The 25,734-nt window shown below is 45.8% G+C and carries 18 protein-coding genes; 3 read left to right on the top strand and 15 right to left on the bottom strand.

Annotation, left to right across the window (positions count from 1 at the left end; translation table 11 throughout):
- A complete protein-coding gene (locus AYW75_RS02325; RefSeq protein WP_067094768.1) occupies positions 1-2,391 on the top strand; it encodes a YbcC family protein in 2,391 nt (796 codons plus the stop codon).
- 252 nt (positions 2,392-2,643) lie between these two features.
- Here the strand turns inward: AYW75_RS02325 and dkgB are convergent, their stop codons facing one another.
- The 7 genes from dkgB to AYW75_RS02290 all read right to left on the bottom strand — a co-directional run bounded on the left by dkgB (position 2,644) and on the right by AYW75_RS02290 (position 10,371).
- The gene (gene dkgB, locus AYW75_RS02320) at positions 2,644-3,444 is read right to left on the bottom strand and encodes a 2,5-didehydrogluconate reductase DkgB (RefSeq protein WP_197478882.1); all 801 of its coding nucleotides are present in this window, start codon (positions 3,442-3,444) and stop codon (positions 2,644-2,646) included.
- Positions 3,445-3,579: 135 nt separating this feature from the next.
- The gene (gene xdhC, locus AYW75_RS02315) at positions 3,580-4,407 is read right to left on the bottom strand and encodes a xanthine dehydrogenase accessory protein XdhC (protein WP_067094762.1); all 828 of its coding nucleotides are present in this window, start codon (positions 4,405-4,407) and stop codon (positions 3,580-3,582) included.
- Positions 4,404-6,764: a xanthine dehydrogenase molybdopterin binding subunit gene (gene xdhB, locus AYW75_RS02310; RefSeq protein WP_067094759.1), complete on the bottom strand. Its 2,361-nt coding sequence runs from the start codon at positions 6,762-6,764 to the stop codon at positions 4,404-4,406. Before xdhB ends, xdhC begins: the two co-directional genes overlap by 4 nt.
- Positions 6,757-8,199 (bottom strand): xanthine dehydrogenase small subunit, encoded by a 1,443-nt coding sequence (xdhA, locus tag AYW75_RS02305; protein WP_067094754.1) that lies wholly within the window; start codon positions 8,197-8,199, stop codon positions 6,757-6,759. The genes xdhB and xdhA overlap by 8 nt, the downstream gene beginning before the upstream one ends.
- Before the next feature lie 225 nt (positions 8,200-8,424).
- A complete protein-coding gene (locus AYW75_RS02300) occupies positions 8,425-8,913 on the bottom strand; it encodes a DUF2059 domain-containing protein (protein WP_067094751.1) in 489 nt (162 codons plus the stop codon).
- Between the two features lie 66 nt (positions 8,914-8,979).
- Positions 8,980-9,519 (bottom strand): M23 family metallopeptidase, encoded by a 540-nt coding sequence (locus AYW75_RS02295; protein ID WP_067094748.1) that lies wholly within the window; start codon positions 9,517-9,519, stop codon positions 8,980-8,982.
- Between the two features lie 168 nt (positions 9,520-9,687).
- Positions 9,688-10,371 (bottom strand): P-loop NTPase family protein, encoded by a 684-nt coding sequence (locus AYW75_RS02290; RefSeq protein WP_067094745.1) that lies wholly within the window; start codon positions 10,369-10,371, stop codon positions 9,688-9,690.
- Positions 10,372-10,732: 361 nt separating this feature from the next.
- Here AYW75_RS02290 and AYW75_RS02285 point away from each other — a divergent pair, with 361 nt between their 5' ends.
- Positions 10,733-11,512 carry an SHOCT domain-containing protein gene (locus AYW75_RS02285; protein ID WP_067094741.1) on the top strand — a complete coding sequence of 260 codons (780 nt, stop codon included), beginning with the start codon at positions 10,733-10,735 and terminating at the stop codon, positions 11,510-11,512.
- A gap of 45 nt (positions 11,513-11,557) precedes the next feature.
- On the opposite strand, the gene AYW75_RS02280 is transcribed toward AYW75_RS02285, so the two are convergent.
- A complete protein-coding gene (locus AYW75_RS02280) occupies positions 11,558-11,863 on the bottom strand; it encodes a YrhK family protein (protein ID WP_067094739.1) in 306 nt (101 codons plus the stop codon).
- A 188-nt stretch (positions 11,864-12,051) separates the two neighbouring features.
- Here AYW75_RS02280 and AYW75_RS02275 point away from each other — a divergent pair, with 188 nt between their 5' ends.
- Positions 12,052-12,237, top strand: coding sequence for a DUF6435 family protein (locus AYW75_RS02275; protein ID WP_067094736.1), 186 nt, complete (start codon positions 12,052-12,054; stop codon positions 12,235-12,237).
- Between the two features lie 61 nt (positions 12,238-12,298).
- Here AYW75_RS02275 and AYW75_RS02270 read toward each other — a convergent pair whose 3' ends face one another.
- The 7 genes from AYW75_RS02270 to AYW75_RS02240 all read right to left on the bottom strand — a co-directional run bounded on the left by AYW75_RS02270 (position 12,299) and on the right by AYW75_RS02240 (position 25,733).
- Complete coding sequence (locus AYW75_RS02270; RefSeq protein WP_067094733.1) at positions 12,299-14,533, bottom strand: methyl-accepting chemotaxis protein; 2,235 nt, start codon at positions 14,531-14,533, stop codon at positions 12,299-12,301.
- A 357-nt stretch (positions 14,534-14,890) separates the two neighbouring features.
- Positions 14,891-16,312, bottom strand: a complete 1,422-nt coding sequence (locus tag AYW75_RS02265; protein WP_067094730.1) for an FAD-dependent oxidoreductase — start codon at positions 16,310-16,312, stop codon at positions 14,891-14,893.
- 87 nt (positions 16,313-16,399) lie between these two features.
- Complete coding sequence (gltB, locus tag AYW75_RS02260; RefSeq protein ID WP_067094727.1) at positions 16,400-20,851, bottom strand: glutamate synthase large subunit; 4,452 nt, start codon at positions 20,849-20,851, stop codon at positions 16,400-16,402.
- Between the two features lie 399 nt (positions 20,852-21,250).
- Entirely contained in the window at positions 21,251-22,840 is a 1,590-nt protein-coding gene (locus tag AYW75_RS02255) for an SPOR domain-containing protein (RefSeq protein ID WP_067094724.1), read from the bottom strand.
- Positions 22,841-22,865: 25 nt separating this feature from the next.
- Positions 22,866-23,963 carry a 3-dehydroquinate synthase gene (aroB, locus tag AYW75_RS02250; RefSeq protein ID WP_067094721.1) on the bottom strand — a complete coding sequence of 366 codons (1,098 nt, stop codon included), beginning with the start codon at positions 23,961-23,963 and terminating at the stop codon, positions 22,866-22,868.
- Positions 23,964-23,966: 3 nt separating this feature from the next.
- Entirely contained in the window at positions 23,967-24,506 is a 540-nt protein-coding gene (aroK, locus tag AYW75_RS02245) for a shikimate kinase AroK (protein ID WP_067094718.1), read from the bottom strand.
- Positions 24,507-24,545: 39 nt separating this feature from the next.
- Complete coding sequence (locus AYW75_RS02240) at positions 24,546-25,733, bottom strand: type II and III secretion system protein (protein ID WP_067094716.1); 1,188 nt, start codon at positions 25,731-25,733, stop codon at positions 24,546-24,548.
- Position 25,734: the final 1 nt, after the last annotated feature.

Here is a 25,734-nt window from a genome sequence, read left to right as displayed (position 1 = left end):
ATGACGACACACTCTTCTTTAACTCAGTCACAACAAGTAGCCATTACAACAGCGACACAATGTTTGGCACCTAATTGGCCTTTGGATCGGATGATTGCGGTCAACCCCTTGTGGAACAAAGTAGACTTTCCATTTGACCAAGTGGCAACCGAGGTGTCCACTTTGGCAGGCATTCGCTGCCATATGCCTGTCTCTACTTACTTAGAATGGTATGAGCAAGGGCGTATTAAAAATAATTGTTTACTGCAAGCTGCCAGTGAATACGGAGTGCATGTGTCAGCTGAATCGCTGATCATGTATTTGAGTAAAGAGACGGGCCGTGTCCAGAGTTGGCGTAACATTGCAGATTGGGCCGACTTAACCCGTAGCCATCATAAAATGTCATGGCACGATGAGATTACTCACCAAATCAGTCAGTTCTGTGCCGCGCATTACCAACAGCAACGCCCCATGCTGCAGCGTCAATATCGCCAGCAGTCACTCAATCTTTACCAGCACTGGTTACAGGTATCGCGCTTGGATCGTGGTTTGGCGATTATTATGTCGGAAGCCAAACTAGAACAAGAATTCGCGGCACTACCAGAAGATCAAGAAGCACTCTTTGTTGAAGCCATTACTACACTTAACATTCCTCAAAATGCCTTAGCTGAATACGGACAAGCTTTATTGCTCGACATTAATGGCTGGGGCTCTTATCTAGCGTATAGAGCTTTTGAAGCAGAAAAAGTAGGACAACAGCAGGATGATGTACGCTCCTTGCTAGCCATAAAACTCGCATGGGAATTAGTCGTTTGGCGCTATTTAGAAAAACACAATCCTGATGACTTTGATGTGCTAGCTGAACGTTGGAAACAACAAACGCACCATTTAAATGAACTGCGTGAACAACACAGCGAAGCACTAGCGATCCCACGTATTTGGGCACGCGCATTAGAGCTCAGTGAGCAACAGGCACTTCAACAGCAGTTAACCGACACCACTACCAACCTCCCTGATGCACCAGCAATGCAGGCGATCTTTTGCATTGATGTGCGCTCAGAAGTGTATCGTCGAGCACTGGAACAACAAAGTAGCAGCATTGAAACATACGGTTTTGCAGGCTTTTTTGGTCTGCCTATCGAATACGAGCAAGCCGGCACGCAAGTCGCACGCCCACAGTTACCGGGCCTTTTGCCCCCCGCTATCCGAGTCGTTGAAAGCCAGGCAGACGAAGGAAAACTGGCCCAAGATAATCAGTCAGCTAGCTGGAACCGTTGGGGCAACGCCGCCGCAGGAACGTTCTCTATGGTGGAATCCATGGGCTGGTGGTACGCCTTTAAGTTGTTTAAGAAAAACCTAAAAGGCGATACCTCTCATGCTTTATCGCCGACGCACAGTAGCCATTGGACTCTAACACGCCAAGGACGAACGCTGGACATTCAAGACCAAGCCGAACTCGCTAAAGGTGTGCTGGATACCATGGGATTACGTCATTTCACCAGCACAATCCTCCTTGTGGGTCATGGGAGTCACAGCTGTAACAACTTACAAAGTGCTGGCTTGGAGTGCGGAGCATGTGGTGGTCAGACTGGCGAAATCAATGTCCGTGTTTTGGCTCAGTTACTGAACAACCTTAAAGTACGCGAGGCGCTGAAACCGATGGGCTATCAGATTCCGGATCAAACCCAGTTTGTGGCGGCGCTGCACAATACCATCACGGATCACATTACCTGCTACAACGAGGTGAACGATCCAGCCGTTGTTGATTGGTTAATGCAAGCGACTTACTTAGCGCAACAAGAACGCGCGGTAAAAGTCGATCAAGCATTACTCAACATGGATAAAGAGGAGCGTAATGCTGCGTATTTACGCCGCGCAAAAGACTGGTCACAAACACGTCCTGAATGGGGGTTAGCGGACAACAACGCCTTTATCATCGCACCGCGTCAGTACACTCGAAATCTGGATTTAAAAGGCCGTAGCTTTTTGCATGATTATGATTTCAAACAAGACTCTGACGCTGGCATCTTAGAGCGCCTGATGACAGCACCGATGCTGGTGACGCATTGGATTAATATGCAATACAACTTATCCACTACGGATAACTTTAAGTTTGGCAGTGGTAATAAAGTTCTGCATAACGCCGTGGGTGATCATATTGGTGTGTTTGAGGGCAACGGTGGCGACCTACGCATAGGTCTTGCCATGCAGTCGCTGCACGATGGACAACAATGGATGCATACACCGCAACGCTTAGCCGTGTACATCCGTGCTCCCAAGTCGTTCATCGAGTCCATCGTTGCCAAACATGCGTTACTGCAACAACTAATCGACAATCAGTGGCTCTATGTCTTCCAGTGGGATAAACAAAGCATCAGTCGATTCTATCAAGGGGCTTGGCAACAGGGTTAGCCTGTTGCCAATTTAGGTCTAGGATCAATTCAGTTAGACCTATAAATTATTCTAATGAGAACAATTCTTGTTTTTACATTAACTTTTCCAAATAATCGTTTATAATTGGCCCGTCGGACGCATTGCTCCGATCTTACCTGTTCGATGAAGAGATTTGATCTGTAACCGATTAGGTAATACAAAACCGAGTTTACGCGGATGCTTTGTCATCCGCTTTTTTTATCTGAAAATCAGGGGGGGATCTAAAAGAACTTAGTCCCACTCTGGTGCGAAGTCTGGGTCTACTTGACGACCTCCACGCTCTAACTCAGCAATTTTGGCCATGTCCTTGGATTCAAGCGACAAATTTGCTCCAGCAAAATTATCTTGAAGGTTTTCGCGCTTCGTTGACGAAGGAATAACAGTAATACCTTGCTGCTGTGCCCAAGCTATTACCACTTGCGCAGCACTCACCTCATGCTTTTCAGCGATTGCTTTAAGTGTTTCATCTTTAAGCACTTTGCCTACTGCAAATGGCATATAAGCCGTCACATGAATGCCCACTTGGTTACAGTAAGAGCGCAATTTATTATTTTGTAAGTAAGGATGAACCTCTACTTGGTTATTGGCCAAAACACCAGTTGGTAATATGGTTTGTGCTTTTTCTAATAGTCCTATGGTGAAGTTGGAAACGCCGATGCTTTTCGTCAAACCATTTTCTTTTGCTTTCATAAGTTCGCCGAGATAGACATCCATATTGTCACCGTTAGCCGGTGACGGCCAATGTATTAACAACATGTCTACATAGTCTAGCTTAAGCTTTTCTAGGCTTACCTTAACGCTTGGCAAGAAGTCTTTTTGCTCGAAGTTTTTCATATTAACTTTCGTGGTTACGTACAACTCCTCTCTCGCGACACCACTATCAGCAATGGCTTTACCTACTTCAGCTTCATTACCATACATCTGCGCTGTATCGATGTGACGAAAACCTTCGTCAAGTGCCATTTTCACTGAGTTGTAAGCTTCTTCACCTTCTAAGCGAAACGTTCCCATTCCTAAATTTGGCATTTCCATACAGCACTCCTTAATAAGGCCAATAACAATGGCTTTGATAATTAATAGACATTAACTTAAGCATGCTATCTATCAAATTTCCCGCAAGAAAGACGTAATATCCGTAAAGAAACGCTACATCGCTTAAGCTTCCTCCTATAAAGATTGTTTAAGCGATGACCAGTCAATGGCACGTTGCTTTAAAGGAGTAGGTTGCTTAACTTGATACAAAGAAATTAACTGGCCAACGATAGACACGGCTACTTCCATCGGGCGCTTGCCAGGCACTTGCTCAAGACCCACTGGGCAGGTCATCTTATCAATGGCTGCCTCATCAAACTGGCGATGCGCGAGGCGCTGACGAAAACGCAACGCTTTCGTGTCAGATCCAATCACTCCCAAAAAGCCTAAATCAGCACGTTTTAATGCAGCTTCAGTCAATTCATAGTCCAGTTGATGATTATGCGTCAGCACCAGCATGTAGCTGCCTGAGGTGGCACGCTTCAATTCTCCAACAGGGTCATCGGTAAGACATTGCTCAACATTGCTCGGAATGTACTCAGGAAATTGTTCTTCGCGGCTGTCTACCCAATGCACGCGTAAAGGTAACTCGGCTAATAATGACATCATCGCTTTGGATACATGGCCAGCGCCAAATACCCAGACATCTTTACCTCGCTCAGAAAAATGCTCGAATAACACCGTCACTTTTCCACCACAGCATTGACCCAATGTGGCCCCAAGCGGGTATTCTTCGATATGCTGACAATCCTGCTTTGTCAAAATTAGCTCTCGAGCTTTGGCAATCGATTTATACTCTAGGTGCCCGCCGCCGATAGTGTCGTAACTGTATTCAGCGGTGACCACCATTTTGCTACCTGCTTCTCTAGGGGATGACCCGCGCGTGCCAATAACGGTGACAAGTACATACGCTTCTCCGGTACGCTGGAGCGTTGCGACAACGTCCGTCCAAGACTTCATCATAAGGCGCTCTCTTCTATCTCTCGTGCCTGCTGGCGTGTTGCTTCAATGGCATTAAGCACACGCTCTGGCGTTGCGGGGGTGTCTAATGGTGGGCTGATGGCGTAGTCCGACAGCGAGGATATCGCATCGCGCAAAGCCGACCAAACCGAAATCGCTAACATAAACGGCGGTTCACCGACGGCTTTAGAGTGATAGACCGTTTCTTCATCGTTGTCTCGCTCAAATAGCGCCACGTTGAAACGCTCTGGTGTATCACTGATAGTAGGGATTTTATATGTGGCTGGGCCATTACTGATCAACGCGCCCTGATCATTCCATTTCAACTCTTCCGTTGTTAGCCAGCCCATGCCTTGAATAAAGCCCCCTTCAATCTGACCTAAGTCGACTGCGGGATTTAAGCTGCGTCCTACGTCGTGCAAGATGTCCACACCTACGACGCGATACTCGCCAGTCAAGGTGTCGACGACGACTTCCGAGACTGCGGCGCCGTTAGCAAAATAGAAAAATGGACGCCCCTTCGCGTTGTCTCGGTCATACCAAATTTTTGGGGTTTTGTAGTATCCCGTTGCTGAGAGGGAAACCCGGTTTTCGTAGGCAAATAATGCCGCATCGGTAAAACTCATGGATTCGCTTTGGTCCCCCCAATACACGCGACCGTCAGCAAAGTGCACCGTATCGAGGTCACACTGTTTATGCTCCGCAACACATTCACAGATACGTTGTTTTAAAGTAAAAGCTGCATTTTTAGCCGCTTGTCCATTGAGATCGGTGCCACTTGACGCGGCTGTAGGGGACGTATTGGGGACTTTGTCCGTTCGCGTCGCGGTAATTTGAATCTCGTTTGCATCGATGGCTAGCGCTTCGGCAACGATCTGAATAATCTTGGTATGCAGACCTTGGCCCATTTCAGTACCGCCATGATTCACTTGAATACTGCCATCGGTGTAAATATGAATCAGAGCGCCCGCTTGATTGAGATGCTGTAAGGTAAAGGAAATGCCGAATTTAACCGGTGTTAACGCCAAACCGCGTTTCAGAATCCGGCTGTTTTTATTCCATTCATTGATGTCTGATCGACGCGCACGATAATCACTGCTGTGCTCTAATTGTTCAATTAATTCGTTGAGCACATTGTGTTCGACAGCTTGATGATACGGCGTCGTGTCACGGCCAGCATCACCGTATAAATTAAGTTTACGTACATCAAGCGGATCTTTGCCTACGGCTCGGGCGATGTCGTCCATCGCTCGCTCGATGATCATCATCCCTTGTGGGCCACCAAAACCACGAAAAGCGGTGTGTGAGACGGTGTTAGTCATACAGCGATGACCCGCAATGCTGACATTGGCTAAGTAATACGCGTTGTCAGCGTGGAACATCGCACGGTCTACAATCGCGTCTGATAAATCAGCAGAATGGCCACAGTTTCCGGCCACCATAATGTCCGCTGCTTGAATTAAGCCATCTTTATCAAAGCCAATATCATAGGTGTTATAAAACGGGTGGCGTTTACCCGTCATGGTCATGTCGTCTGTTCGAGGCAATCGTAGCTTTACTGGGCGTTTGGTTTTACTTACCAGTACCGCCGCCATACACGCCCACGCCGCCGCTTGGCTTTCTTTGCCGCCAAACCCGCCGCCCATACGACGCATATCAACGGTAATGCGGTTGGCTGGCACATCGAGCACTTCTGCGACCAGCTTTTGCACTTCACTTGGATGTTGAGTCGAGCTGTACACCAACATACCGCCGTCTTCCGCCGGCACCACCAATGCCACTTGTCCCTCTAAATAAAAGTGTTCTTGCCCGCCCACAAGCTGCTCAGCTTTTAGACGCTTTGACGCATTATTTAATGCGGTCTTCGCATCGCCATGAGTCATAAAGTGGGAAGGTCGAACAAACTGCTGAGCGCTTAAGGCTTCAACCACATCCAACGTCGGTGTTTGCTCGGCATATTCAATCTTGGCCTGCTTGACCGCTCGTCGCGCCTGCAACTCACTGTGCGCTACCACTGCAAAGATTGGCTGGCCTTGGTATTTGATTTCATCCGATGTCAGGATCGGATCTCCCCCAAATACTGCGCCAATGTCGGTATGTCCCGGAATATCTTCAAGCTGCAAGACATCTACCACCCCCTCGGCTTGACGGACAGCCGACAAGTCTAAGGAGGTAATTCGACCTTTTGCGATTGGGCTGTAGCCAACCGCGCCAAAAAGAGTGCCGCGCGGCTCAAGCATGTCGTCGACATAAATCGCTTCTCCAGACACATGCTTAGTCGCGCTTTCATGCTTTCGAGCCACGCCGGTCGCACTGCTTGTTTGAATAGCAGTGTTACCGCTGGCTTTTAGATTACGCATATTGCACCACCTCCAACGCTTCTTGCGTCGGGTTATCTTGTTCGAGTACCGCGCGCAGGAGAAGATTCTGTGCCACTTTTAGACGGTACGCGCCACTCGCGCGTACGTCATCAATGGGGCTGAAGTCTTCCGCCAACGCTTTTTGCGCCGCCAAAATGCCTTGTTCGGTAAATGACTGGCCGATGAGCGCTTGCTCTGCTTTCAATGCTCGCGCTGGTGTGGCCGCCATGCCGCCAAAGCCAAGGCGTACGTCGCTCACTTTCCCGTTCTTTAATGTAATCGAAAACGCCGCGCAGACCGCAGAGATATCATCGTCTAGACGCTTAGAAATTTTATACACATAAAGCTGACATTCGGGCTGTAACGGAATTTCAATCGACTCAATAAAACCTGACGCGGGCAATTTTGTTTGACGGTAGCCAGTAAAGAAGGTGTTGACCGGGAACGTTTCACGTCCATTTGGACTGCGCACGTGTATCGTTGCATCCAAGGCTAACAATACAGGCGGCGTATCCCCTATAGGCGAAGCATTGGCCACATTGCCGCCTAACGTGCCTTGATTACGGACTTGTAACGATCCGAGGCGCTCGAGCATGTCGGCAAAGCTGATAAAGTATTTATGTAATGAGGATTGCATCGCGCTGTAAGTAACCGCTGCACCAATCTTAAGGGTACTGGCGCTTTCTTCAATCTGCATGAGTTCTTGTACTCGTCCAGAATAAATAAGGGTTTCAGGCTGCTGTAGTTGCTGGGTAATGCCTAATGATAAGTCGGTACCGCCTGCAACCAATTTCGCATCCGGAAATCGCTGTAGCTGTGCTAACAATTCGTCGCCGTTTGTAGGAATCAAAAAACGGCGTGCACCATGCTCAATAAAGCCACTTGGGTGTTGCTTTAGAATGCCTGTCAGGCGCAAATAAGTAGATGCTTCGCTCTTAGTAAAGCTATCTGAAGCGCCTTTACCCGCTAGACTGAGCGCTGCATCTATAATTGGCCTATAGCCAGTGCAACGACAAAGGTTACCTGCTAAGGCGTTTTCCACATCTGCACGGGTCGGTTGGTCACAGTTTTTGTACAAAGCAAACAGGGACATGATAAAGCCTGGCGTACAAAAACCACACTGGGAGCCATGCAAGTCCACCATAGCTTGCTGCACCGGGTGTAAAGCACCCTGCTCTTTCAAATGCTCAACCGTCAGCAATTGTTTGCCGTGCAAGCTGCCCAGCAAAGTAATGCAGCTGTTGACTGTTTGATAGCGCAGCTGGCCATTTGTTGCTTCCACCAGCACAACAGTACACGCACCACAATCCCCAGACGCACAGCCTTCTTTCGTACCGCGCTGTTCTGCTTTGGTGCGTAAATATTGTAGTACTGTTGTATCCGGTGCACAGCTTTCTTCATTTATGTCCTGATCATTTAGCAAAAAACGGATCATAGTTACCGCTACTCCTCATCCAGCAAGCTCAAAAGATCGAGAGCCATTATCGTAACCTATTATTTTTGTTTGATTTCTTACAAGAAAAATCATGATTACTCCTCTTGTTAATGAGCGAGGCAATCAAGTGTATATCACTAATGTAGCAGGATCCTTGCCAAAACTAACCGATTGGTTAGTTTTGACGGAAATCATTAGGCGGGAGTAACAAAAGTGTCGAGTAGATTAGGGTTGGGACTCAACATTCTCTTCATAAAATACACGGATTTTTTCTTCAAGTAGGTGCTGCTTCTTCTGACCTTCTTGCATCCCCAGTTGGGCACCTAACTGCGTCAGATGAGGCAAACTGTCTAATACTTTTTGTCCTGTCGGAGTTTCATAAAAAGCGATCATTTTTTGCATTTCTGCTTGAGTGAAAACCTTATCGTACTCTAATGATATTTTGTTTATTAAGCTTTCTTGATCAAAATCGTTTTTAAACCAGTCGCGATAAATGCCTTTTAATGTCTGCTCTTGCTCAGGCGTTAATTGCCATTGATCTGATAAGGCATCAATGATTGGTAACATCGCATCAAAGCCTGATGACATGGAGTCCTGCATGCGCATGACGCTCATCAATTCATTAACGGTAGGGCTTGGAGCGTCCTCTTGTGCATAAATCGCCGAGCTGCTTAACCCTATCCATAAAACGGTCGTCCAAATGCGTTTTTTCATTCCTTGAGTCCTTGTAATCAGTTGTTTGAGTCGAGATATCATCTTAAATAATGACAACCATTTTCATTAATTTACTATGACTGGCTTAAGGTATTCAATAGGGTTTAGCCAATAGGCTTTTTGTTCACCAAGAGTGGAATCATCGATCCGCGAGTCATCCGCAATCATGCTACGTATAGCATAATGTAAATGTGGCGGTTTGCCTTTCGCGTTGCCACTACTGCCAACCGTGCCTAATTGCGTACCTGCTTCGATATACCAGCCCAGATCTTCTGTAATCGAATCTAGATGGGCGTAATAATGCAGGCGCCAATTGGGTCCCAATGCCCAAATATTCTTGCCGCCACGAGGGCTATCATTTTCAGAGAGGATAATATGATGAGTAGCCGCGACCACAGGTGTGCCGCGCTCGGCGAAAATATCCATGCCTTTATGTACTAAAGAAGCCCCCCAAGGTTCATACCAAAACGTTTCAGGGTGCCAGTCTCTTGCAGTTGCCCCGACGACAGGCATGACTTTGGGCTCAGACCAATTTTGATTGGCATACCTAATACTGCCAACAACACTGACAAGTAATACTCCAGCGATAAGCAATGTTTTCTTCATATCGTAGCAACTACTTTTAATAAGGCGAGGCTTAACAATGGCAAGTGAATTCAGGGTACTCAAGTCGAAATGAAGAAGAACTGTGGTCTAACTTTGAAAGTAGTTACTCAGAGTACAACAACATACGATTCTGTTGGTACCTGAATAACTACAAGGTAAAAGTGGAGGTTAACCTAGGAATGCTAACTGCTCGTAAGCGTTACGAAGCCATACTTTCATGCGCTGACGCTCAGCAATATTCATCAAACTGCGATTGTTAGCCACTGACCAGAAGCTACTGTTGTTGAAATCAATTTTCTGGGTCAGCTTACTTTGCAATTTAGGCAGCTCAATAATAAAGGCTTCTCGTGCTTCGGCTTTTTTGTACGTCTCTGACTTTTGAAAGCGCGAGAAGTCAGTACCACGCCCTAGGTTCTGTACCACAATAAACTCAAGTTCAGGTTGCTGATAACGTTCTAGCAGACGATCAAGCAACACGACTGAGTCTGCACCGTCATCCATAACATGCCATAAGCACACTTGATAATCCATTTCATCGAGTAAACCAAACACATCGGTTTCGTCGATCCACTCTCCTAATGGCTTAGCGGCTTGTGCAGCCAAGTCAATGATTAAGTCTTTATCTGGGTTTTCTTCCATGGCTTCGAGTAAACCGTCAAGACTGTCTTCTTCACCAATTACAACAGTTGAGGCAAATTCGCTGTAAAAGCGTGAAAAAGTGCCATGAGAGGCATCGCAATCAAAACCTAAAAAAGGCAGTTCGTGATCAATGTAATATTGCGCCAGTAATCGCGCTGTCATCGATTTCCCCACACCACCTTTTTCACCACCTACAAAGTGTACCTTACCCATGTATCGCTCCCTGTTTAAACAGTCTTTTCACGTACTATAAGCACGTTTTCATGACGGGGTGATGACCCCAGTGAATTAACAGTACAGGCAAGCTCTTGAAATGGGAATGTACAGAGCCCTCTTACTGAGTTGTTTAACCAAAGCAGAAGCCATTATTAAGCAGTAGTAGATGCAAAAAATTAAAACAACCCAAATTGATCAAATAATCAACACCTAGGGTAGCCAATGTGTCACAATGCATCGCTATCATTCCATAAAGACTGCGACAACACCCTGTCGCAGTTCATTCACGCCTATTTTTCTCAATATGAATGCTTACAAGTATTCTATCAAGGACAGGCGCAACCGTAGGATACAGATCATGCAACAACTCACCACAGCCGGACAACAGCTCGTCAACGATGTTTCTAACCGTTATGGACTTAGCCAAGATGCCGTCGTACATATGCTTATTGCCGTCAACAATGGTTCTGGTGGCATGGCTCAGTTTAACTGTCCTGAACTAGGTGGCTCCGGTCAATGGATGCGTGGCGGCATGACCATGGTTGGCGACATGTTCAATAATGGCTTAAAAAACACAGTCGACAATTTGTGTAATGAATTGGCCAACGCTCTGACTTACACGACAGTGTTTCCAGTTATTCCAGCTGGCACGCCAGGTAGTAATCAATGGTGGCCAGCTAATCTAGGGCAACCATTCAGCAGCGGTGCTCAAAATAACCTGCGTTACGCTGTGTTTCCTAACCGATTAGCCGTTGAAATGAACGGGGCCGTTACCGTTTACGACACCCTCAACCACAACATTGGTGGTGTTAGCCAGCAACAAGGTGGCAATCAATCACTGACGTTTAGCAGCCAGTTCGGTACTGTATCGGTAGACAGTTTGCCGGTAGTGTCTGGTAATGACTCACAGCCGTCAAAACCAGCACCACAAACTAACTTTGCGCAGCCAAGTCAACAGCCAGCGTTTAACGCTCAGCCTGACTACAATACTTCGCAGCCAGTTAATAACCCGCAAACTTCGGCAAATAGCGACGAGATCTTTGCTTTACTCGAAAAGCTGGGTGGGTTGTTCGAAGCAGGCGTTCTAACTCAAGATGAATTCAACGCTAAGAAATCAGAATTACTAAATCGTATTTAATCTAGCGACATTGCTTTTGCAGGAATATCTCCTGCAAAAGCATCATCAATTGTTAACTTTCTTCTCTTCACGTCGACGCTTTAATTGCGGGTGTATTTGGCCTATATGTACAAATCCCACTAATTTAATGATTGGCTTAATCATCAACTGAGCACTGCCGACGATAAACAACCATGTGCCGCTGTACGTCAAAGACTCACTCAAAAAAAAGAAACTACCAATTAAAAACCATATCGCGATAAGCAGATCATTGATTGCACCTGCCACATCATAACGCCGTTGTACCACAATATGGTCACTGTCGCTTTCTACTTGAGGCTCAGTTTTTTGATTGTCATTAAGAGGGTTCAAATTTTATCCTTTATATTTTTAGCCTAGATACCCTACCCTAACAAAATCGAAGGATGTACATCGAGCAGCAATTGATTTAATTAAAGGGAAAGAGTTAGGAACTCATAGGTAGCATTAAAACATGGTCATCGGTTTTCAATTCGCATGCGTATATCTAGACACATTCTTAAAAAATGCGAGCTCAATATATGTTTGGTTTATTCAAGTCCGATCCGTTGAAAGTGTTACAGAAGCAATACTCTGAAAAACTGGAAGAAGGGCTTCAAGCTCAGCGTAATGGTGATATTCGAGGTTACTCGATGATTACTGAAGAGGCAGAAGCGCTATACAAAGAAATCCAGAAGCTCGAAGCAGAAAGGGAAGAGAAAAAGTAATCATGTAGAAAAGACGTCCTATCGGACGTCTTTTCTATTTTTACAAATAAGCTTGAAGGCTCTACGCTACCTTAAAACGCCCAACTAAAACGTTTAAATCCCCTGAAAGACGCGCAACTTCTTCACTTGAATTTGAAATTTCATCTACTGCTTGTTCAATTTGCGATGAACTAGAACTCAATGATTCAATATTAACACTGATCTCAGATGACACTAAAGATTGTTGCTCTGCAGCACTGGCAATCTGCAACGTCATTTCATCAACATAATCTACTTTTTCCATCGCCTCACGTAGCTGGGAAGCCGCCTCTGTGGTTTGTTCTGATACCTTGCGTGTAGCATCAATACCTTGTCGTACAAACGATTGAGTCTGCTTGGCCCCTTGCTGCAATTGATCAATAATAGCCGAAATTTGTTCTGTTTCTTTTTGAGTACTCTGGGCTAATGTGCGCACTTCATCTGCTACCACGGCAAAACCACGGCCACTTTCTCCCGCACGCGCCGCTTCGATAGCAGCATTTAATGCCAGCAAGTTTGTTTGATCAGAGATCCCTTGAATACTTTCTAAAACAGATGAAATAGTCTGTACTTGTTGAGCTAAACTGTCGACTTGGTCACCCGATTTCTGTAGTTCTGAAGCAACATACTTTAATGAGTTTGACGCATCAGCAGCTGTTTGAGCCCCTTGAGTCACTCTATCTTTCGCTTCACGTGTTGCACTGGCTACCCCTTGGACAGTCTGGGATACTTCATTAGACGTTGAACTCATCTGAGACGTTGCCGTGGCAATTTGCTCTGTATTGGCATGCTGTTCACGGATAGCGCCAGAAGTTTGTTCAGAAATGACCGCTAGCTCACTTGCTGTCGAAGCTTGATTTGCTGCACCACTTCGTATTTGAAGCACCATTGACCTTAACTCTGTCGCCATAGACCTCATGGAGTAGTACACAGTACCTTGTTGGCTTTCCTCAAACTCCATTGTTAGATCGCCCTTAGCAATACGGTCAGCAATGTCACGCATGACTTTTGGTTCCGCACCTAATGGCCTAAGTACCATTCGAGTTACCATTAAAGAAATGATAATGCCTGCAACCGCAGCAAGAAGTGCCAAGCCAATGCTGATTTTGAGCATCGCGTTACGTGACGCCAATGCTTCTTTTTCATCAATCTCAGCAATGATATTCCAACCCAACCCTGCAAATTCTAGCGGTGCATACGCCGATAATACAGGTGAGCCATTATAGTCTTTGATAATATCTGTACCTGCCTGATTGTTCATTGCTCTGCGCACAGCTTCAGTATCAACGCTACCAGTACTTGGGTTTGTAAACGATTTCACAACAGAGCGTTTCTCCGTATCTAAAAAAGAGTCTGAACGCATCAACTTATCTGGACCGACTAAATAGGTTTCACCTGTTTCCCCCAACCCATCACGATTCATCATGACGGCGTTTAACTTGCTAATCGGAAATTGAGTAATCACCACACCAGTTTGCTTGCCATTGTTATAAATAGGCGATGACATAAAACCAGCCGGTGTCTCATAAGAGGGGGTATATAATGAAAAGTCCGTAACGCTTACCTGCTTCGGAGAGAGAGATAAGGCACTTTGGAAGGCTTTAGCTAAACCTGAATTCGCATAAGGACCGGTTTTTAGATTCGTTGCAAAATCGACTTCTTTAAATACGCTATACACAACCGAGCCTTGCATATCAACAAGGAAGATATCGTAAAACTCAAAACGTTGCTGAACCGCACGCATGTACTCATGGATCTGTTCATGTGAAATACTATAGGGCGTATCAGAGGACGTACCTATCAAAGCATCTTTACTACCAACAGGGTTTGGATTATTAGCAATGTATTGATACTGCAAAAACTTAGCTCGATATGTCATTGAACCCAGTAATTTATCAATATCATAATTTGACACTTTGGTGTTATGTTCTTGCCAGCGAGGTAAGAACTCATTGTTATAGTACTGTCCCAATGAACGATTCAATGTGTCTTTGTCAACTTTTTCTGAGTCGTTAGTAACATCATAAAACGCTGAACCTAAAGTCGTCATCGCCTTCTTTACATCAGGACTTTGAGCAAGTATTTCAACTTCATTGGACAGGGTTTCTAAGTACTGTGCCACCGTTGTAGCTTTAGCACTTCGTAAAGAAGAAAGATGATGAAAAACCGACTCTGATATTGATTGAGAAGATACCCATGTCAGTACAGCGGCCATAATAAGAGCAGGAAAAATTCCGACACCTAACAAAATCAGCACTATTTTATGCTTAAAGCTCATTATTGCATTCCCTGTAACAAATAAATTATGACAAACCCTGTCTAGCTTAACTCTATATTATTATGCGAACAGATATTCTTTAGGGTTATTATAAATATGCCTGAACACAGTTCAAGCAATAATTATAAGGATTCTTTATGACTGATATATTACTTTACTACTGATTCCTAAGGTTTGCTAAAAAAGAATAAATAACTTTAACCTTTACCTCTAACGTATATTCACTCAGACCTATAATCTGTAAAGGCCCATTACAAATAAGCTCTGGTAGACTAATTTTTGATATAAAAAAAGCCTCTACCCGAAGATAGAGGCTTAGATGAGACATCACTTATTAGCGAAGCACATGACGAAGAGTTAAACTTCTAAGAAGTCCATAATGCCTTCAGCCGCTTTACGACCTTCGTCAATGGCCGTCACAACAAGATCTGAACCACGTACCATATCACCACCCGCGAAGATTTTTTCGTTGGTTGTTTGGAACATGTACTGACCCTTGTTTGGTGCAAGAACGCGACCACTTGTATCTGTTTCGATTCCAAATTTCTCAAACCAAGGTGCAGGGCTAGGTTGAAAACCAAACGCGACCAATACCACGTCAGCAGGAATAATTTGCTCACTGCCTTCGATAATCTCAGGACGGCGGCGACCATTTTCATCTGGCTCACCCAGCTGTGTTTCCGCAACTTTGATACCTTCTACTTTGCCGTCACCTACAATTTCAATTGGCTGACGGTTAAATAGAAACTGCACACCCTCTTCACGAGCGTTTTGCACTTCTTTACGAGAACCAGGCATGTTTGCCTCATCACGACGGTACGCACACGATACAGTCTTAGCGCCTTGGCGAATTGATGTGCGGTTACAGTCCATCGCCGTATCACCACCACCTAACACCACAACTTGTTTGCCTTTCATGCTAACAAAGTCGTCTTCGCTTTCTTCAAAGCCTAAGCAATGGTTCACGTTCGAAATTAGGAAATCTAGAGCGTCGTGAACACCAGGCAATTCTTCACCAGGGAAGCCACCTTTCATGTATTTGTACGTGCCCATACCTAGGAATACAGCATCATATTCTTCCAGCAGGTGCTCAAACGGTACGTCATCGCCTACGCTTGTGCCAAGCACAAACTCAACGCCCATTTCCTCAAACACTTCACGACGGCGAGTCATCACAGATTTTTCAAGTTTGAATTCTGGGATACCAAACGTTAGAAGACCGCCGATCTCTGGATTTTTATCAAATACCACTGGTTTAACACCGTTACGCACAAGGATATCTGCACACGCAAGGCCCGCAGGACCAGCACCCACAATGGCAACCGTTTTATCAACCGGTACTACGTTGGACATATCAGGACGCCAGCCTAAAGCAAACGCCGTATCAGTAATGTATTTCTCAACAGAACCGATTGTTACTGCACCGAAGCCACCTTCGCCCAATGTACAAGCCCCTTCACATAAGCGGTCTTGTGGGCAGACACGTCCACACACCTCTGGCAGCGAATTAGTCTGATGACTCAGTTCAGCGGCTTCTAAAATGTTACCTTCTGAAACCAATTTCAACCAGTTTGGAATGTAGTTATGTACTGGACACTTCCATTCACAGTAAGGGTTACCGCACTCTAGACAACGGTGAGACTGGTGTTTTGCATTCGTTTCTTCGAATGGACGGTAAATTTCCACAAACTGAGACTTACGCGTCAGTAGTGGCTTTTTCTTTGGATCTTTACGATCTACTTCAACAAATTGAAATACGTTGTTCAAGCGCTCAGTCATAAGCTGCAATCTCCTGTGGCCGCGCTAAGCGCGGCACTCTTTCAAATGGGTCAAACTGGGTTAGAACATTCTCTAAAACCAAGCCGCTTATTCTGGACGCTGACGAGTATTTGCCAATAGCTGGCCAATACTGGCTGCTTTTGGCTTCACTAACCAGAACTTACCGATGTAATCGTAGAAGTTCTCTAAGATTTCACGGCCCCACTCGCTATCAGTTTCACGAACATATTCTTCGATCACGCTGCGTAGGTGCGAACGGTATTCTTCCGTAATTTCTGTTCCAACACGCTGAATTTCCACTAACTCATGGTTGTACTTATCTACGAAAGTACGGTCTAAATCCAGTACATAAGCGAAACCACCAGTCATACCAGCACCAAAGTTGTAGCCCGTATTGCCCAGTATCGTGATCAGACCACCGGTCATGTATTCACAACAGTGATCACCGGCGCCTTCGATAACCGCATGAGCACCTGAGTTACGAACACCAAAGCGTTCGCCTGCTGTACCTGCAGCAAATAATTTGCCGCCCGTGGCACCGTACAAACAGGTATTACCAATGATCGCAGAATCTTTTGAGTCAAACTCAGACCCTTTCGGTGGACGCACAACCAGCTTACCCGCTGTCATACCTTTACCAACGTAATCGTTCGCATCACCTTCTAGGTACATATGAAGACCGCCGGCGTTCCACACACCAAATGACTGACCAGCAGTACCGGTTAGTTTCAACGTCAGAGGCTTATCAACCATGCCTTGGTTGCCGTATCGTTTGGCTATTTCGCCAGACAAGCGTGCACCTATCGAACGGTCACAGTTAGTCACGTTGAAGGTAAACTCACCGCCTTCTTTTTCCTCTACTGCAGATTGAACCGCTGACCACATTTTTTCAGCCAATAGGCCTTTATCATGTGGTGGGTTAAACGGTACTTGGCAGTACTGTGGTTTATCTGCAGGGATCGCATCGTTGTTTAGAATTGGAGACAGATCCAAGTTGGCCTGTTTCTCTGTTTCACCAGGAAGCAGTTTCAACAGGTCCGTACGACCAATCAGGTCCGTCATCTTGGTTACGCCCAACTTCGCCATCCATTGACGCGTGTCTTCTGCCATAAAGCGGAAGAAGTTTTTAATCATTTCAACCGTACCGATGAAGTATTCTTCACGCAGTTTTTCGTCTTGCGTTGCAACACCCGTGGCACAGTTATTTAAATGACAGATACGCAGGAACTTACAACCCATTGCCACCATTGGCGTGGTACCAAAACCAAAGCTTTCAGCCCCTAGAATGGCAGCTTTAACAACGTCTAGACCTGTTTTCAAACCACCGTCTGTTTGCAGACGAATCTTGCCACGAAGATCGTTCGAGCGAAGCGCTTGTTGTGCTTCGGCCAAGCCAAGCTCCCAAGGAGAACCAGCATGACGAATAGAAGTAATTGGCGAAGCCGCTGTACCACCGTCGTAACCAGAGATGGTAATCAAGTCCGCGTAAGCTTTCGCAACACCGGCGGCAATCGTACCCACACCCGGTTCAGAAACCAGCTTCACTGAAACCAAGGCTTCAGGGTTTACTTGTTTCAAGTCGAAGATCAGCTGCGCTAAATCTTCAATCGAGTAAATATCGTGATGTGGTGGCGGTGAAATCAATGTCACACCTGGAACCGAGTAACGTAAACGAGCGATTAGGCCGTTTACTTTACCACCTGGCAGTTGACCACCTTCACCCGGCTTCGCACCTTGCGCCACTTTAATTTGTAGCACTTCAGCGTTTACCAAGTACTCAGGTGTCACACCAAAACGACCGGATGCAATCTGTTTAATCTTAGAACGACGCTCAGTACCATGACGAGCAGGGTCTTCACCACCCTCACCCGAGTTTGAGCGACAGCCAAGCTCGTTCATCGCTTGCGCTAGTGCTTCATGCGCTTCTGGTGACAAGGCACCAAGCGACATGCCCGCTGAATCGAAACGCGGCAGAATACTTTCAATCGCTTCAACTTTGTCTAGACCAACCGTTTTAATATCATCTTTCAATGCAAACAGGTCACGCAGCATAGATGCAGGGCGGCTGTTTACAAGTTCAGCGTACTTACTGAAGTCTTCAAACTTACCACTGGTAACCGATGCTTGTAGATTACGTACCACCTCTGGGTTAAACGCATGGTACTCAGAACCATGAACGTATTTAAGGTAACCACCTTGGTTTATTGGCTTACGTGCTTTCCAAGCGTTGTCAGAAATAAGCTTCTGCTCACGCTGGAAGTCTGTAAAAGTGGAGCCTTCGATACGGCTTGGTACACCTTTGAAACACAGATCAACCACTTTGCTATCTAAACCAACCGCCTCGAACAATTGTGCTCCACGATAAGAAGCAATTGTTGAGATACCCATCTTGGACATGATTTTCATCAAGCCTTTGTTGATGCCTTTACGGTACTTCTGGTGACACATGATAGGGTCACCCAACACCTCACCTTTGTCGATCATGTCATTGATCAAACGGTAAGATAAGTATGGGTATACGGCTGTGGCGCCAAAGCCTAGCAATACTGCAAATTGATGAGGATCACGAGCAAAACCCGTATCAGCAACAATGTTTGAATCACAACGTAGGCCCACTTCGACTAAATGGTGATGCACTGCACCAACGGCCATCGGCGCAGGTACTGGCAAGTGGCCTTTCTCGATTTCTCGGTCGGTTAAGACCACAATCACAGCACCGTTACGTACCACTTCTTCCGCACTTATCTGTAGATTACGGATCGCTTGTTCAAGACCGATTTCATCTGGATTATACGTAGTATTCAAACGTACCAAACGGAAACGATGATCATCCATAGACAGTAAACGGCTGTACTTACGCGCTGACAGTACTGGTGAAGATAGAATGATTCGATTCGCGTGCTTTGGCGTCTCTTCAAACAAGTTACGTTCCACGCCGATCAATGTCTCAAGCGACATAACAACAGACTCACGTAGTGGGTCAATCGGTGGGTTAGTTACCTGAGCAAATTTCTGACGGAAATAATCAGTCACAGGGCGTGTCTGGCTAGACATAACGGCCATTGGCGTGTCGTCACCCATAGAGCCAACCGCTTCATGACCGCTTTCTGCTAAAGGACGGAAAATTTGGTCACGCTCTTCAAAAGAGACTTGAAACATCTTCTGGTAAGTCGACATTTGCTCGCGAGTGAACGGAACGAATTCCATTGAATGCTCTTGGAGCAGCGCTTCGATACGCAAACCTTCTTGCTTCAACCATTTTTTGTATGGGTGAGCAGCCTTTAGTTTATTATCAATGTCATCGGTATGTAGCACTTGGCCTGTCTGAGTATCGACGACCAACATCTTACCTGGACCCACACGACCTTTTGCTACAACGTCTTCAGGCTTGTAGTTGTAAGTACCAATTTCAGAAGCAAGCGTGATGTAACCATTCTTCGTCACAACCCAACGCGCTGGACGCAAACCGTTACGGTCAAGCATACAAATCGCATGACGACCATCGGTCATTACAAGACCAGCAGGACCATCCCATGGCTCCATGTGCATCGAGTTGTACTCGTAGAACGCACGCAACTCCGGGTCCATGTTTTCAACGTTTTGCCAAGCTGGTGGAATGATCATACGAGCGGCACGGAAGATATCCATACCACCAGTTACCAGCAGCTCTAACATATTGTCCATAGAAGACGAGTCAGAGCCAGTGAGGTTAACCACAGGCGTTAATTCTTGTATTTCAGGTAACAATGGCGAACGCAGTTTATTGCCACGTGCAATCGCCCAATTACGATTACCTTCAATAGTGTTGATCTCGCCATTGTGCGCCAACATACGGAATGGCTGAGCAAGTGGCCATTTTGGCAGTGTGTTAGTCGAAAAACGTTGGTGAAAAACACAAATTGCCGTTTTAAGTTTGTCGTTACCTAAGTCTTTATAAAACGTAGGTAAATCAACTGGCATCATTAAGCCTTTGTATGCCAACACTTTGTCAGACAACGAGCAGATGTAAAAGTTTTCATATTGCTCAAGCTCGATCTCACAGCGACGACGTGCAACAAAAAGTCGTGTTGCGAACGTGCGTGCATCCAAGCGGTTGCTGTCTACAAACACTTGTTCAATTCGAGGTAAGCAATCTAATGCGATAGTACCTAAGCAAGAAGGATCCACTGGCACGTCACGCCAGCCCACCACATTCAACCCTTCAGTTTCTAGTGCTTTGGTTAATGAGTCACGTTGCTCTTGTGCCAGTGCTTCGTCTTGGTCCATAAAGACCATGCCGATACCGTATAAATCCGAAAAGACGTGATTGAAAAGTGATTGTGCTTCTTCACGAAGAAACGCATCAGGTTTTTGAATCAACAGACCACAGCCATCACCAGTTTTACCGTCAGCAGCAATACCGCCGCGGTGAGTCATACTGGTTAAAGATTCGATGGCGGTCTTGAGAAGGTCGTGACTAGACGTTCCTTCCATGTGAGCGATTAGGCCAAACCCACAGTTGTCTTTGAACTCGCCAGGACGATAAAGACCTGCATTCATACACCAACTCCCACAATTAAAAGATAGAAAACTTTATTTCGATTTTTTATATACAGTTAGGCGGACAAGCAACTGAAATGCCTGTGAAATGATTGTTATAGACTCACCTAACCATTAAAACGTGGAATCATACTACTCCGCGATAGGGGAGCGCTCAAATCTGATAGACTGATATTTAGACAGAGGACATAGCAAACTAGGCTAAGATGAAAACCATTCTCATGGAAAAGGAGAATTATCTATGGCTGGCTGATTACAGGGCAGAAAAATCCTCTGGCTTTGGAGGTTATTCAGTTAAATATGGTTTTTTTTACTTTTTTTACTTTTTTTTTGAAAAAACAGACTAAAAAGCGACAGATTTTCAAGTTTCAGGCCTAATTCAGCCATATTTTTTGCTCATTACCCACTCACTTTCCGAATATCCTGCTGTATACCACGTACACTGCGAGCCCATGGGTTTAAACTACGCAGTTCACTAGGTAAATTCTCTACCGCTGCAATGGCCTCACTGCGATTACGGTACTCACCATACACAACTACATACCAAGAACGGCCGTTATGAAGCGTCTCAAAATAACTAAACGCGCTTAAACTGCCTTGGTCGCGAATAAAATCCTGTACCGTATCTTTATTATGGGTGCCTAACAATTGCAGGGTATAACGATTGGGGTTTCGATCTAGCCACTCTTTGGTCTTATCAAAAGGGTCTGCACTGGTTGCTTGCTGTAACGGCACAGGTTCGGGTTTAGGTGCGACCTTAGGCGTTTCAGTTTGCAAAATAGGTGTTGAAACCAGTGGCCCTGTTTGGTTAGAGGATTCAGGTGACGCTAATCGAATGGGAGCCGTAGTAATGTTAGAAGGCGACGTAGATGTGTTACTGGATTGATTAGTACCTTCAGCTTCATTAGGTTGCAATGCCTCAGCAGGAATAGGTGGTAACGACACAGGAGACTCTTGCCCGATTTGTCGCTGCATCGCTTCAATTCGGGCAATGGTTTCAGAGCTGGCTTGACGCGGAGCATTTTGTGCGATGGGAGCAATACTGGTGCTGTTCACAACCGGTGTATCATCGTCTCCATCACTGAAAATCACTGCTACAAGAATGCCCAACATAATTACAGACATTAAAGCCATATGGACAATCGGAAAGCCAAACGACCACCCACCTTTAAACTTAAAGCCTGCGCGCTTTTCTTTGCCCAATGATTGCGCGGCTGTCGCATCACCCATCATTGCCAAAGCGGCTTTATTAATGGCGCCTGGTTGCCCTTCTGATTGCTGAAATATCTTCTTAACTTGTTTATCACTGAATGGCAGGTTGATACCACCGCCAATAGCACGCACACGATGCAACATATAAGCACGTGCTTGCTCAAGCGTAAAAGGTTCTAAGATCAACTCATGACTGAGCTGCTCGTAACGACTCTTTTGATAGGCATCTAAATTACGACTTAAGGAGTGTTCCGTGAACAGTGCCACGTGAGGGACTTCTTGAGATTCTGTCGCCAATGACATCATGTCCATCAACATGGTCACAGCATCGGTATTTAGCTCGTGGGCATTATCAATCAAGATAATGGCCTTTTGTCCTTTGACTTCCGTTTCATGAGCAAACTTCAATAGCGGGCCAAACGACGTATCAGCATTACTGCTGTCTAACACATCTGCATAACCCGCATAAACGGCTTGTAACAATTGACCAGCTGTCATCAGCATCGACGCTTTCACATGGCTAATCACAGCCGTGTCAGTTTGCAGACGAATAAACTCCTGCAAAAAGCGCGTTTTGCCACTGCCACTAGCACCTTTTACCACTGATAATAAATTGGAGTAGCGACTTAAATGTTCCAGCATAGCCAATTGCTGGTTACGCTCTTCGCTTGAAAAGAAGACTTGGGTGTCATTTGAGCCAAACGGATTCCTCAGCATCACTTTAGGTTGCTGATCTAAGGCTTCCTCCAGATTAAACTGAAAGTTTGGCTCCGCCATGGGTGTCCTCAAGTTTAAGGGTTATTTATTGGGCACTTGCCGCTTCAATAGCATCGTCTAAACAGCCATTAAAATCATCCATTGAAAAGGCTGATGTAACGTAGGCATCACCCAATGACTGTAACAGCACTAAACGCAAGCTCCCATCCAATACTTTCTTGTCCAATAACATACGTGCAATAAATGCATCACGCGTCATACCTTTGGGCGGTAAGACTGGCAGTTTAGCTTTAGCTAACAAATGAACACTGCGTTCTACATCTTGTTCACTCAGATTGCCCATACGCCAAGAAAGATCGACCGCTAATACAGTACCTGCACCAACGGCCTCGCCATGTAGCCATTGACCATAGCCCATTTCTGTTTCAATCGCGTGGCCAAATGTGTGACCCAAGTTCAAGATAGCACGAATGCCACCTTCTTTTTCGTCTTGAGCCACAACTCGAGCCTTAGCGTAGCAAGACTCATAAATAGCGTGGGTGATTTTCTCACCATCTAGCGTCATTAAGTCGTCAACATTGTCTTCAAGCCATGTAAAGAATGGGGCATCACAGATCAAACCATATTTAATGACTTCGGCCATGCCCGCCGATAACTCACGCTCAGGCAATGTTTTCAACGTATCCGTATCAATGATCACCGCTTGCGGTTGATAAAAAGCACCTATCATATTTTTGCCAAGAGGGTGATTGACACCTGTTTTACCACCTACTGAAGAATCTACTTGAGATAATAAGGTTGTCGGTACTTGGATAAATGGGACGCCGCGCTGATAGGTCGCCGCCGCGAAGCCAGCCATGTCCCCCACCACGCCACCACCCAATGCGATGATTGTTGTCGTGCGGTTATGTTTCGCTTCTAACAACGAAGACATAATGCTTTCGTAGGTTTCCAGTGTTTTATACTGTTCGCCGTCAGGCAAAATGCACGTATCCACTTGGTAGTCATCACCCAATACTGCTAGTACATCGGCTAAATAAAGTTCAGCCACAGTGGTATTAGTCACAACCATGACTTGTTTACCAGCAATAGCATCACTAAACAGTTGCTTCTGCTGGCGGATACCCGCACCAATGTATATCGGGTAAGAGCGATCTCCAAGATCGACAGTAAGTGTGCGCATGATTTAAGCCTCCGTAGCTAAATGCTTTTTAATCGCGTCCATTACTTTATTCGCAACGGTTTTAGGGTGACGAGAATCGGTTTCAACAATGACTGATGCCACTTCTCGATACAAAGGATCACGCACTGTAAATAGGCGCTTTAGGGTCTCCTTAGGGTTACCCTGTTTTAATAACGGGCGATGGTTACTCTTAGAGGTACGCTGTAATTGCTGCGTCACCGAAGCAAAAAGATACACAACTAAGGGTTGCTGTTTCAGCATATCGCGGTTTTCGTCTTTCATAACGATACCGCCACCTGTCGCTAAGACGATAGGGGGTTGGTCCGCTTCCAGCATGGCTTGTAGGGTTTGAGTTTCACGACGGCGAAAACCTTCCTCACCTTCTTTTTCAAAGATCCAAGGAATGTCTGCACCGGCATTCTCTTCAATTACCCGATCAGAGTCGTAAAATTCTCTGTCTAACTGTTGCGACAGAAGGCGTCCGATGGTGGTTTTACCCGCTCCCATTGGACCCACTAAGATAATAGTCGGGGCGTTAATCATGTTTTAGTACTTCGAAGTTAACTGTATTTCGGCTACTGCCTAGTTTACCGACATTTTTAGCAGTTTTGGCGTAATAAATACAAGTAGTTCCCGCTTTTCTTGCTGTTCCGTCCGCTGACGGAACAGCGCCCCCAATAATGGTACGTCCCCTAACACTGGAACTTTGCTAATTGTTACCAACTTTTCTTCTCTAAAAATACCGCCTAATACTAGAGTTTCGCCACTACTGACTTCCACTTGAGTCTGAACTCGATTGGTTTCTAAGCTTGGGACACCGTTCACCATATCTCCAACCGAGTCTTGGTGGATCTTTAAGTTTAACAACAATGTGGTCGCGTCTTTGACCTCTGGCGTTACCTCTAGCACCAGCCCCGCCTGACGAAACTCCACGCTTAAGTTTTCATCATCCATGACTTGATAAGGTACTTCGGTACCTGACTCTATCCGTGCGGGTTGCCCTTCTGAGGTCACAATTTTAGGCCGCGCAATAATGTTCGCTGAGCCATTACGTTCAAGCCAATCCAATGTCGCCGACAAATTTAAGTTGCCACTCACGCCGGACAGCCCCACGCTGATGGGTGCCGACGCAATCCCTAAGTCCACATTAGAAATCAAACCACTGTCCACTTGATCTACTAATCGAGCTTGCCAGTTAACACCCAGCTGCTCATGTACTGAATCACTGACTTGCGCGATTTCAGCTGCAATCTCAATTTGCCTCATAGGACTGTCTAGCCAGACAATAGCGCTGCCTAACACCTCTTCGGTGCCACAATAATGGGTCATAATGGCATTAGTGCGAGCGTCCACAATAACTCTTATCCCCGTGAAGAACTGCTTTACATGCTCTCCCACCAACCCATCTTTAGCATGTTTCAAGTGCCAAATACGATCTTCGCATTCCCCGTTACTCAGTTCACTGTCCATTGCGGTGAGTGATCCCTCTTGCCTCTGTGTCAAAATCGCAATCTCGTCTTGCCAACTGAGTGACAGCGTGAGTTGTTGTGCCACCGCACTGAGTATTTGCTGCCAATTAGCGTCCCGAATAGACAGCGTAATATCCGCATCAATATTGGGGTCAATTACCACGCTGGTCCCCAATTCAGCCGCAAGTTGAGGTAACACTTGTTGTAGCGGCTGTTGGCGCACAAACACGTCTAGGGCCTGAACTGTCATACTCGTAAAATAAAGTCCACATAAAACCATCCATGTTTTGAGTGACTGCATC

Source organism: Marinomonas atlantica (assembly GCF_001639725.1).
GTDB lineage: Bacteria > Pseudomonadota > Gammaproteobacteria > Pseudomonadales > Marinomonadaceae > Marinomonas > Marinomonas atlantica.
The sequence above is the reverse complement of the archived record's forward strand: the minus strand, read 5'-3'. Positions and strand labels throughout refer to the sequence as shown.

Bases quoted from the DNA above. Each gene is read 5' to 3' on its own strand.
- AYW75_RS02290 (WP_067094745.1), bottom strand. From the start codon at position 10,371: ATGGGTAAGGTACACTTTGTAGGTGGTGAAAAAGGTGGTGTGGGGAAA.
- xdhB (WP_067094759.1), bottom strand. From the start codon at position 6,764: ATGCGTAATCTAAAAGCCAGCGGTAACACTGCTATTCAAACAAGCAGT.
- AYW75_RS02270 (WP_067094733.1), bottom strand. From the start codon at position 14,533: ATGAGCTTTAAGCATAAAATAGTGCTGATTTTGTTAGGTGTCGGAATT.
- aroB (WP_067094721.1), bottom strand. From the start codon at position 23,963: ATGCGCACACTTACTGTCGATCTTGGAGATCGCTCTTACCCGATATAC.
- AYW75_RS02275 (WP_067094736.1), top strand. From the start codon at position 12,052: ATGTTTGGTTTATTCAAGTCCGATCCGTTGAAAGTGTTACAGAAGCAA.
- AYW75_RS02300 (WP_067094751.1), bottom strand. From the start codon at position 8,913: ATGAAAAAACGCATTTGGACGACCGTTTTATGGATAGGGTTAAGCAGC.
- AYW75_RS02255 (WP_067094724.1), bottom strand. From the start codon at position 22,840: ATGGCGGAGCCAAACTTTCAGTTTAATCTGGAGGAAGCCTTAGATCAG.
- AYW75_RS02265 (WP_067094730.1), bottom strand. From the start codon at position 16,312: ATGACTGAGCGCTTGAACAACGTATTTCAATTTGTTGAAGTAGATCGT.
- xdhC (WP_067094762.1), bottom strand. From the start codon at position 4,407: ATGATGAAGTCTTGGACGGACGTTGTCGCAACGCTCCAGCGTACCGGA.
- AYW75_RS02240 (WP_067094716.1), bottom strand. From the start codon at position 25,733: ATGCAGTCACTCAAAACATGGATGGTTTTATGTGGACTTTATTTTACG.
- gltB (WP_067094727.1), bottom strand. From the start codon at position 20,851: ATGAATGCAGGTCTTTATCGTCCTGGCGAGTTCAAAGACAACTGTGGG.
- AYW75_RS02295 (WP_067094748.1), bottom strand. From the start codon at position 9,519: ATGAAGAAAACATTGCTTATCGCTGGAGTATTACTTGTCAGTGTTGTT.
- AYW75_RS02285 (WP_067094741.1), top strand. From the start codon at position 10,733: ATGCAACAACTCACCACAGCCGGACAACAGCTCGTCAACGATGTTTCT.
- aroK (WP_067094718.1), bottom strand. From the start codon at position 24,506: ATGATTAACGCCCCGACTATTATCTTAGTGGGTCCAATGGGAGCGGGT.
- xdhA (WP_067094754.1), bottom strand. From the start codon at position 8,199: ATGATCCGTTTTTTGCTAAATGATCAGGACATAAATGAAGAAAGCTGT.
- AYW75_RS02325 (WP_067094768.1), top strand. From the start codon at position 1: ATGACGACACACTCTTCTTTAACTCAGTCACAACAAGTAGCCATTACA.
- dkgB (WP_197478882.1), bottom strand. From the start codon at position 3,444: ATGGAAATGCCAAATTTAGGAATGGGAACGTTTCGCTTAGAAGGTGAA.